This is a genomic window from Microbispora sp. GKU 823 (assembly GCF_002027145.1).
Classification (GTDB): domain Bacteria; phylum Actinomycetota; class Actinomycetes; order Streptosporangiales; family Streptosporangiaceae; genus Microbispora; species Microbispora siamensis.
The window spans coordinates 1-10,602 of sequence record NZ_MWJN01000169.1 but is presented as its reverse complement, the minus strand read 5'-3'; the positions used below and the strand labels follow the sequence as shown (position 1 = coordinate 10,602).

Sequence of the window (10,602 nt, the reverse complement as noted above, 5' to 3'; positions counted from 1 at the left end):
GAGGCCGGGCTGCCGCTCGCGCCCGCGACGGTCTCCGCGCTCGCCGCCCAGTCGCCGCCGCTGCCCGTGCCGTGGCCTCCGGAGGCGCGCGGCGCGCTGGTCGCCCTGCTCGGCGCGGGGCGCGCGGCCGTACCGGTCTGGGAGGAGCTCGACCAGGCCGGGGTGCTCGTGAAGCTCATCCCCGACTGGGAGCGCGTACGGCACCGCCCCCAGCGCAACCCGGTCCACCGCTTCACGGTCGACCGGCACCTCATCGAGACCGCCGCCGGGGCCGCGGCCTTCACCCGCGAGGTGTCCCGCCCCGACCTGCTGCTGATCTCGGCGCTCCTGCACGACGTCGGCAAGGGCTGGCCTGGCGACCACTCCACCACGGGCGAGATCGTCGCCAGGGACATCGGCACCCGGATGGGCCTGCCCCCGGCCGACGTGGAGATCCTCTCGACCGTGGTGCGGCACCACCTGCTGCTGCCGGAGACCGCCACCCGGCGGGACCTGGACGACCCGGTCACCATCTCCCGGGTCGCCGACGCCGTCGGGTCCAGGGAGGTGCTCGAACTGCTGTCGGCGCTCGCGGTGGCCGACGGCAACGCCACCGGCCCTGCCGCGTGGAACTCCTGGAAGGCGTCTCTGGTCTCCGACCTGGTCCGGCGGGTGCGGTCGGTGCTGTCCGGCACGCCGCCGCGCCCGCACCGGCCCTTTCCCCCCGAGCAGGCGGCGCTCGCCCGGCACGGCGGCGGCGCGGTGCGCGTGAACGGGAGCGCGGTCACCGTGGTCGCGCCCGACCGGCCGGGTCTGCTGTGGCGGGCGGCCGGCGTGCTCGCGGCGCACCGCATGGCGGTCCGCTCCGCCTCCGCCGCGTCCGCCGGGTCGACGGCCGTCATCGAGTTCGTCGTCGTCCCCGAGTACGGCACGCCGCCCGATCCCGCGACGCTGGAGGCCGATCTGCGCCTCGTCCTGGCCGGACGGCTCGACATCGAGCAGCGCCTGGCCCGGCGGGCGAGGTCGATGCGCCCGTCCAGGGTGCCGGTCGCGCCGCCCCGGGTCACCCTGGTGGACGACGCGTCGCTCACCGCGAGCGTGGTGGAGGTGCGGGCGCACGATCGACCGGGACTCCTGTGGCGGATCGGCCGGGCGTTCGGCGAGTGCGGTCTTGACGTACGAGCCGCGCGTGTGGAGACTCTGGGCGCAGAAGCGGTGGATGTCTTCTATGTGGCGGATCGCACAGGCCGTCCCATCCTCGATGAGCAGCAGCGAATCCAGGTGCGAGAGCACGTGCTCGCGGCCCTCAGATGAGGGGTAACGATCCTCACCTCTTGGTAACAATTGGGGTGCTGCGGCAGGGGTAGGGCCGCTCGCCGTCGTGACCTTGTGGTCGAATTGTCCCCGCTTATACAGCTGTGTCACTTCATGCTGTCCAGACGCGTGAAGGCAGGCCGAACGATGGCGGGGCCGGTGAGCATGGAGCAGTCGAATACCGATAACCGCAGGCGGCGGAGTCGTCTCTCGCCGCGCAACTGGCGAGTGCCCACACGCTTGACCGCGCTGATCGTCGCTCCGACGCTCGTGGCCGTGCTCCTCGCCGGCGTGCGCGTCGTGGGCTCGATGGACAGCCTGACGGCCTACCAGCGGACCAGGTCGGCGGCGGAATACTCGGTGCACCTGCGGGATCTGGCCGAGCAACTGGCTCTCGAACGCGACCTGTCCGTCTGGGGCGGCACCAGCGGCCGCAAGTTCAACATCGACGGGGAGACCGAGGTGACCCGCGCCCAGCAGCGCGCGGCGGTCGACCCGCTGATCCAGCAGGTGAAGGCCGACCTCAAGAACATCGACGCGGACTACGGCACGCGGGCGGTGGAGCAGGCGCAGCAGCTCACGAGCCGCATCTCCAGCCTCGCGGGCATCCGCAAGAACGGCGCGCCGGAGGACTACAGCGCCCTGATCGCCAACGTCCTGCGCCTGCACGACGAGCTGGGCAACAACGACGACAACGCCGCGATCGTGGGCAACCTCCGCGCCCTCAGCGCTCTCGCCCACGCCAAGGAGGAGGCGGCGCTGCAGCGGGCCACCCTCACCCGTGAGCTGCTGGAGCGCAACCAGACCTTCACGACGTTCGAGCTGCAGGACTTCCTGGCCTCCCAGTCGCGCCAGCAGAGCTACCTGGCGACGTTCTACACCGAGGCCCCGGCCGCCGAGGCGAGCCGCCTGGTCACCCTCCTCGGCGACAAGGACGTGGTCAACAGCGAGCTGACCAAGTCGTGGGCGCTCACGCTCGGCCTGCAGAACCAGTCCCTCAGCCGCTACCGGGGCAGGGACAGGACGGCCCAGCAGTGGTTCCAGGACAGCACGAAGGCGATCGAGCAGATGGCGGCCGTCGAGGGCCGCGTGTCCGAGCTGGTGCAGAACCGCGCCCGTGACCTGCAGTCGGCCGAGCAGCGCAACGCCCTCATCGCCGGCGGCCTGATCCTCGCACTCCTCGTGCTCGTGCTCGCCACGACCGTGCTCATCGCGCGGTCGATGGTCCGGCCGCTGCGCCGCCTGCGGGCCGAGGCGCTCGACATCGCCGGGCGGAGGCTGCCGGACATCGTGCGGCAGATGCGCGAGTCCGATGACCCCGGGCGCGAGTCCCACGTGCAGCCGATCGCCGTCGACAGCACCGACGAGATCGGCGAGGTGGCGCAGGCCTTCGACGAGGTCCACACGCAGGCCGTGCGCCTGGCCGCGGAGGAGTCCCGCCTGCGCGCCAACGTCAACGCGATGTTCGTGAACCTTTCACGCCGTACGCAGACGCTGGTGGAGCGGCAGATCTCGCTCATCGACGGCCTGGAGCGGGGCGAGGAGGACGGGCGGCGCCTGGCAGACCTGTTCAAGCTGGACCACCTGGCCACCCGCATGCGCCGCAACAGTGAGAACCTCCTGGTCCTCGCCGGTCACGAGCCGCCGCGCAAGCGGAGCCAGCCCGCCCGGCTGGTCGACGTGGTCCGCGCCTCGCTGTCGGAGGTCGAGGACTACGAGCGGGTCGTCGTCCGGATCCCCCGCACGATCGCGATCGCCGGGCACGCCGCCAACGACGTCGTCCACCTGCTGGCCGAGCTGGTCGAGAACGCCATCGCCTTCTCGCCGCGCAACACCAAGGTCGTCGTCTCCAGCAGCCCCGTCGAGGGCGGCGCCGTGATGCTCGGCGTCACCGACGCGGGCATCGGCATGTCGCCGGAGGAGCTGGCGGAGATCAACCGGCGTCTCGCCGAGCCGCCCACGATCGACGTCTCGGTGTCCCGCCGGATGGGCCTGTTCGTGGTCGGCCGCCTCGCGCTGCGCCACGGCATCCGGGTGCAGCTGCGCCGGGGCGACGGCGCGGGCGTCATCGCGATGGTGCTGTTCCCCGCCCAGCTCATCTCCAACGCCGACCAGCCCGTGATGCCGCGTCCCTCCGTTCCCGCCGGGCAGACGGCGGCCGGACTGCCGGCCCGGCAGGCGTTCGCCGGGCCGGACCCGCTCGGCTCCGCGCCCGGGGGCGGTTCGTTCGAGCCCTGGAACTCCGGCAGCGGCGCGGCGGGCGGCGGCATCGGGTCCCGCAGGTCACCAATGACCGGTGAAAACGGGCCCGGCGGGAACGTGCCCAGTGGGAACGGGCTCAGCGGAGTCGGGGCCGGTGGCAACGGTGCGGGCGGGTTCACCGCGTTCGGCGCGCCGACGGCGGACGCGCCGCCCGCGCCCGCGGAGAACACGTACGGGGAGAGCGCGTTCACCGAGCACTCGGGGCCGCACTCGGTGCCGGGCCTGCCCAGGAGGGGGCCGGACGGCGATACCCGCCGCCCGGTGTTCGGCGAGCAGTCCGAGTCGTCGTGGCCACCGGCGCCCGCCGGGCCCTCGGCGTTCCCGCAGAGTGGATCACAGAGTGGATCACAAAGCGGACCACAGAGCGGTGACGACCGCTCGGAGCACTCGTGGCCGTCGCTGCCCACCGGGCCCACGGCGTTCTCTCCGTCGAGCACCGGGCCGACGGGACTCCCGCAGCGGGGCCCGTCCACCGGGCCGACGGGCGTTCCCGCAGTCGGGTTCCCCGTCGAGCACCGGGCCGACGGCGTTCTCGCCGGCGAGCACCGGGCCGGCCGGGGTGGGGAGCACACCGGCGCCCGGCGGGGGCTCCGGGGCCTTCGCGGCCGAGGAGCCGACGTCGTCGACCGGGCCGCTGCCGTCGGTGGAGGAGTCGCCGCTGGAGCAGGGCGAGGAGTACCTGCCGATCTTCGCCTCGGTCGAGTCGGCGTGGTTCCGGCGTCCCTCCGACACCGGCCCGCAGGCCGCGCCCGCGGCGCGGACCGGCGCGGAGGAGGACGCGGAGAAGGCCGGAGACAAGCCCGGCGAGAGCACCGGGGAGATCCCGAGGGTGCCCGGTTCCGCCCCCGCCTCCGGGTCCGTCGCCGCCCCGCAGGCGCAGGGCGGGAACCCCGGCGGGTGGCGATCCCGGGCCGACAGCGGCTTCCAGGCCGCGGCGAGCGCCCGGGACCCCCTGCTGGGCGGTGTGACCGCGGCGGGCTTGCCGAAGCGCACGCCGAAGGCCAACCTGGTGCCCGGCTCGGTGGGCGCGGACGCCCCCGCCGCCGCCCCGCGCCCCCCGGTCTCGGCCGAGGCGGTGCGCAACCGCCTGTCCAGCTTCCAGCAGGGTGTAAGGCGAGGCCGGGCCCAGACGGCCGGGGGCCTCGCCGAAGGGTCGGGTAAAGAGGAGGAGGGCTCGTGACTGAGCTGAGCGTGGAAGCACGCAGGTTCGACTGGCTGATCACCGAGTTCGTCGGCAGCACGCCTGGCGTGGCGCACGCGGTGGTGGTGTCGTCGGACGGCCTGCGGCTGGCCCAATCGGACGGCTTTCCGGCTGACCGCGCCGACCAGCTCGCGGCGGTCGCCGCCGGCCTGCTCAGCCTCACCGTCGGCGCCTCGCGGGTGTTCGAGGGGGGCGCGGTGACGCAGACCGTCGTCGAGATGCAGCGGGGACTGCTGCTCGTGATGGCGATCAGCGACGGCTCCTGCCTGGCCGTACTCGCCTCACCGGACTGCGACATGGGCCTGGTGGCCTACCAGATGACCCTGCTCGTCGAGCGGGCAGGTCAGGTGCTCACTCCGGCGCTGCGCGCCGAGCTGCAGACGTCGCGGCGATGATCAGGGGAGAGGGCCGTGCGTGATCGTGACGGGACAGAGGACGAGCCTCTGTTCCGTCCGTACGCCGTCACCGGTGGCCGATCCGAGCCGCGTTACCACATGGCGATGGAAACCCTCGTATCATCGGTGACCTTGAAGAGCAATGACTATTCCCTGCTCAGCCCAGAGCAGGAATCGATCATGATGCTATGTCGTTCCGTACGATCGGTCGCGGAGATCTCGGCACTGCTCCGGGTCCCGCTAGGCGTGGCCCGTGTGCTCATCGCCGACATGGCCGACGAGGGTCTGGTCCGCCTGCACATGCCGCAGCTGAACCAGGGACAGCCAGACCTCAACCTGCTCGAAAGGGTGCTCAGTGGACTACGCAGGCTCTAGCCGTGGTCTTACCTCGACGAAGATCGTCGTGGCGGGTGGGTTCGGCGTCGGGAAGACGACCTTCGTCGGTGCCGTCTCCGAGATCCTGCCGCTGACGACCGAGGCCGTGATGACCGACGCCAGCGCGGGCATCGACGACCTGGGGCTCACGCCGAACAAGACGACCACGACGGTCGCCATGGACTTCGGCCGGCTCTCGCTCGACCAGGACCTCATCCTCTACCTGTTCGGCACGCCGGGTCAGCACCGCTTCTGGTTCATGTGGGACGACCTCGTCCGCGGCGCCATCGGTGCGGTCGTGCTCGTCGACAGCCGCAGGCTCGCCGACTGCTTCCCGGCCATCGACTACTTCGAGGAGGCCCAGCTTCCCTTCCTCGTCGCGATGAACGGCTGGGAGGGGCAGTTCTCCACTCGGAGGAGGAGGTCCGCGAGGCGCTGTCGCTGCCTCCGCACGTCCCGATCGTCCGTACGGACGCGCGCTCGCGGGAAGCCGTCAAGTCCACGCTCATCAGCCTGGTCGAATACGTGCTGACCGTCCGGGCCGCGTACGGCAGACAGTACTGAACCGGAAAAAAAGCTGTGTTCCCGACAGACCGCGCCCCGCGGACGGGAGCGGCGAGGGCGGTACCCCGGAGGGTGCCGCCCTCGCGGCGTCCGGCCCGGGGACGACGCCGGAGTGGCATTCTTTGCCTACGGTGGCCGGATCCCCGGGACCTGGGCCTACCCGGCAGGGCAGAATTCGGTATTGATGCCGACCCGATATTTAACCAAATAACATCATCTACATGCCTGTCTAGGCTATTTGTGCACGGGTGTTCGGTTGGCCTCCCTGGTGTCGGTGTGCTGCAATTACCCTCGCCTGCAGGACGTCTCGCACGTCACGCCAGCCCCATCCGTGCTGAGACACTCCCCCCTGTGCGCACATACGGCGAGAGGTTGCAAAGCCTGTGAGGACACAAGACCCCCGGACCGACGAGAGCCCCGGGACCGGGGTTCCGGCTGAGCAGGAGCCTGACGAGGGAAGTCGTTTCCTCCTGCGCAACTGGCGCGTGCGCTCCAGGCTTGTGGCGCTGATCCTCATCCCGACCCTGGCGGCGCTGCTGCTGGGCGGCCTGCGGGTCGTCACCTCGGTCAACACCGCGTCCGAGTACCAGCAGATCAGCGACCTGGCACGGCTCGTGGACAAGGTCGCGGGGCTCACCCACGAGCTGCAGTCGGAGCGCGACCGCGCCGCCTGGAACGCGACGCTCGGTCACCCGGCGAAGGCGACCGCCGCGGTCAAGGCGCAGACCCTTCTCACCAACAAGGCGGCCACCGCCGTCCGGGACCTGGCGAACGAGATCAGGACGAAGGTGAGCAGCCGCGCCTCCGACGAGATCGACCACATCATCGGCAAGCTCGACGGCGTCGAGGTTCTGCGGAGCCAGGCCATGCAGGGGAACCTGCAGCCGAGCGCGGTGATCGACCAGTACACCCTCGTCATCGACACCCTGCTGGCCCTGCAGGACGAGCTGGCCAAGAGCACGCAGGACGACCGGCTCGCCGCCTCGTCCGTCACGCTGGCCTCGCTCGCCCGCGCGAAGGAGAACGCCTCCATGCAGCGCGGCCTGCTGACCACCGTGCTGCCCAACGCCCGCTTCGAGCAGACCCAGCTGCAGAACTTCCTCGGCGCGGTCTCCGCAGAGGAGACCGAGCTGCGCGCCTTCCGTAAGAGCGCCACCGCCGAGGAGCGCGCCGACTACGACAACACGGTCACCGGCGGCAAGGTCGACCAGGCGGAGTTCATCCGCACGCTGGTGCTCGACCGCGCCAACGCGGGTTTCCCGCTCAAGGGCTTCGACCTGTCGGTGCGCGACGACACCCGCCTCTGGTACGACGCGATGTCGCAGCCCATCAACCGGATGCGCACCGTCGAGGCCAAGCTGACCTCCTCCATCGTGGCGCGGAGCCAGTCGCTCAAGGACGACGAGCAGCAGCGGGCCATCATCGTGGCCGTCGCCGTCGCCCTTCTGCTGATCGCGGTCCTGCTCGTCACCACCGGCGTCGCCCGCTCGCTCGTCCGCCCGCTGCGGCGGCTGCGGAGCGAGGCGCTGGAGATCGCCGGCAGCCGTCTCCCCGACACGGTCCAGAAGCTGCGGGAAGCCGGCGACGCCGCAGAGGTCCCGCCCATCGTCCCGATCCAGGTGGTCGGCCGCGACGAGATCGGTGAAGTCGCGCGGGCCTTCGACGAGGTCCACCGCGAGGCCATCCGCCTCGCGGGCGACGAGGCCCGGCTGCGCAGCAACGTCAACGCGATGTTCGTGAACCTGTCGCGGCGCACGCAGACGCTGGTGGAACGCCAGCTGTCCCTGATCGACGGGCTGGAGCAGGGCGAGCAGGACGAGCAGCGGCTCGGCAACCTGTTCAAGCTCGACCACCTGGCGACCCGCATGCGCCGCAACAGTGAGAACCTCCTGGTCCTCGCGGGGCAGGAGCCCGCGCGCCGCTGGGGCCAGCCGGTGCCCATCGTCGACGTCGTGCGCGCCTCGCTGTCGGAGGTCGAGAACTACGAGCGCGTCGACATCCAGGTGCAGGCCGGAGCGTCGGTCGTCGGCCAGTCGGTCAACGACGTCGTCCACCTCGTGGCCGAGCTGGTGGAGAACGCCATCTCCTTCTCGCCCCGCGACACCAAGGTCACGGTGTCGAGCAACCGCATCGACGGCGGCGGCCTGATCATCTCCGTCAGCGACCAGGGCATCGGCATGACGCCCGAGGAGCTGGCCCAGACCAACTACCGGCTCGCCAACCCGCCGGTCGTGGACGTGTCGGTGTCCCGCCGCATGGGCCTGTTCGTGGTCGGCCGCCTGGCGCTGCGTCACGGCATCCGCGTGCAGCTGCGGCAGCAGGACACCGGTGGCCTGACGGCCATGGTGCTGCTGCCCGAGGCGCTGCTGGCCAACGCCGGCCCGGCGTTCCCCGGCGTGCCGGGCATGCCGCAGCCCGAGCTGACCAGCCCGATGCCGGCGGTCGGAACCGGGCCGCAGTTCGGCGCCCCGATGTTCGGCAACGCGCCGGCCCTCGCCAGCCCGACGCCGTTCGAGAACCCGCCGCGCACCCCGGTGTTCGGCGCGGACGCGCCCGGCGTCGGCACTCCCGGCGCCGACCCCTTCGAACGCGGGCCCTTCGAGTCCTTCCCGCGGGAGACCGTCGGCTTCGACCCCGACCCGTTCGCCCGCAACCCCTTCGAGCCGCCGGGCCGGAGCGCCGACGGCGACCCGTTCGCGCGCAACCCGTTCGAGACGGGCGGCGCGGGGCGGCCGGGCGAGTCCGACCCCTTCGCCCGCAACCCCTTCGACACCGGCGGCTTCGGTCAGGGCGGGCAGCCCGATCCGTTCGCCCGCAGCCCGTTCGAGTCCGGACCGTTCGACCGGGCGGCCTTCGAAAAGGCGCCGTTCGACGCGCCGTCCGAGAAGACGTCGTCCGAGCGAGACCCGTTCGAGACCACGAACTTCGACTCGGGACCGTTCGAGTCCAGCCCCTTCGACACCAACCCCTTCAGCCGGGGTCACGTCGGCGAGGCCCCCGTGGACACGCCCTGGCCCGGCCACCTGCCCCCTCCGGGAGGCGGCTCCTGGCCCGGCACCCCGCAGGACGGCGGCGCCGGCTGGCCAGGACGGACCGGCCGCGGCTCCTTCGAAGGCGACGACAACACCGGCCCGCTGCCGGTGGTGCGGACCTCGCCGCTGGAGTCGGAGGAGGAGTTCCTCCCGATCTTCGCCGCGGTCGAGTCGGACTGGTTCAAGAAGGTCGACATCCCGGCGGACAAGGGCGACTCCGACGGCGAGACCGGTGCGGACACCAGGACGTCCTGGTCGTCCCCGGCGGACGCCGGCTGGCAGGCGGCCAAGGCGGCCAGCGAGCCGGCCCTGGGCGGGGTCACCTCGTCGGGCCTGCCCAAGCGGGTGCCCAAGGCCAACCTGGTGCCCGGCTCGGCCACGCCTTCCGCCCCCTCCGCCGAGCCCTCCGCGGCAGCGGCGGCGCCCCGCCGTCGCCCCGCCCCGTGCTCTCGCCCGAGCGGGTGCGCAGCAGGCTCTCCAGCTTCCAGCAGGGCATCCGGCAGGGCCGGGCGGTCGCTCGCGGGGAGGCCGGAGAGGACCAGGGATATCCCGGGGCGGCGGCCCTGGGCATGCCCGATGCCCAGGACAGTGAGAAGGAGGACTGATGAGGGAAATGAGCCAGGCCGCTCGCGGCATCAACTGGTTGATCACGGACTTCGTGAACAACGTGCCGGGTGTGGCGCACACCGTGGTGGTGTCGGCGGACGGGTTGCCTCTGGCGTTCTCGGACGGGTTTCCCAAGGACCGGGCGGATCAGCTGGCGGCGGTGGCGGCCGGGTTGATCAGCTTGACCCAGGGCGCCTCGCGGGTGTTCGAGGGTGGCCCGGTGACGCAGACGGTGGTGGAGATGCAGCGGGGGTTGTTGCTGATCATGTCGATCAGTGACGGGTCCTGTCTTGCGGTGCTGGCGGCGGCCGATTCCGATCTTGGTCTGGTGGCTTATCAGATGACGCTGCTGGTGGAGCGGGCGGGTCAGGTGCTGACTCCCGCGGTCCGCGCCGAGCTCCAGGCGTCCCACCCGCGGTGACGGAAGACTCCGCGAAGTGAGGCACGCGGTGGAGGACAGATCGGGGAAGACGCCCTGAGCGGGCGGCCGGGTTGGCCGCCGGGTTCCGGAGCGAGAGCGAGAAGGTCAGGAGGACGCTGTGGCAGGCGGCGGCTGGAACAACGAGGCCTATCCGCCGGTGGACGACTCCCACCGGCAGTACGGCGGCACGAACCCCGTCCCGACGCCGGCGCCGACGGAGCAGAGCTCGCTGGTGCGGCCGTACGCCGTCACCGGCGGGCGTACGGCACCGCGGCTCCAGCTCGCCATGGAGGCACTCGTGTCCTCCGCCACGGTGATGCACCAGGACCTTTCCACGCTCACCCCGGAACGCCAGGCGATCAGCACGCTGTGCCGTCAGGTGCGGTCGGTGGCCGAGGTGTCGGCGTTGCTGCGGATTCCGCTGGGTGTGGTTCGCGTGGTGATCGCGGACAT

General features: G+C 71.7%; 6 protein-coding genes and 2 pseudogenes. All 8 read left to right on the top strand.

Going from position 1 to position 10,602, the window contains the following annotated elements; translation table 11 throughout:
• A partial coding sequence (locus tag B1L11_RS42710) for an ACT domain-containing protein (RefSeq protein ID WP_143737957.1) occupies positions 1-1,293 on the top strand: 1,293 nt, incomplete at its 5' end.
• Positions 1,294-1,521: 228 nt separating this feature from the next.
• Positions 1,522-4,716, top strand: a complete 3,195-nt coding sequence (locus tag B1L11_RS42705; RefSeq protein ID WP_179155581.1) for a nitrate- and nitrite sensing domain-containing protein — start codon at positions 1,522-1,524, stop codon at positions 4,714-4,716.
• A gap of 15 nt (positions 4,717-4,731) precedes the next feature.
• Positions 4,732-5,151, top strand: coding sequence for a roadblock/LC7 domain-containing protein (locus tag B1L11_RS42700; protein ID WP_079320862.1), 420 nt, complete (start codon positions 4,732-4,734; stop codon positions 5,149-5,151).
• A 15-nt stretch (positions 5,152-5,166) separates the two neighbouring features.
• Positions 5,167-5,526, top strand: coding sequence for a DUF742 domain-containing protein (locus B1L11_RS42695; protein ID WP_030510865.1), 360 nt, complete (start codon positions 5,167-5,169; stop codon positions 5,524-5,526).
• A pseudogene (locus B1L11_RS42690) lies at positions 5,507-6,090 on the top strand (ATP/GTP-binding protein). Before B1L11_RS42695 ends, B1L11_RS42690 begins: the two are co-directional and overlap by 20 nt.
• 383 nt (positions 6,091-6,473) lie before the next feature.
• A pseudogene (locus B1L11_RS46245) lies at positions 6,474-8,390 on the top strand (nitrate- and nitrite sensing domain-containing protein); the annotation flags it as partial.
• 1,345 nt (positions 8,391-9,735) lie between these two features.
• A complete protein-coding gene (locus tag B1L11_RS42680) occupies positions 9,736-10,149 on the top strand; it encodes a roadblock/LC7 domain-containing protein (RefSeq protein WP_205825907.1) in 414 nt (137 codons plus the stop codon).
• A 118-nt stretch (positions 10,150-10,267) separates the two neighbouring features.
• The coding region (locus B1L11_RS42675) for a DUF742 domain-containing protein (RefSeq protein ID WP_179155580.1) at positions 10,268-10,602 on the top strand (335 nt) is incomplete at its 3' end.

Bases quoted from the DNA above. Each gene is read 5' to 3' on its own strand.
- B1L11_RS42680 (WP_205825907.1), top strand. From the start codon at position 9,736: ATGAGCCAGGCCGCTCGCGGCATCAACTGGTTGATCACGGACTTCGTG.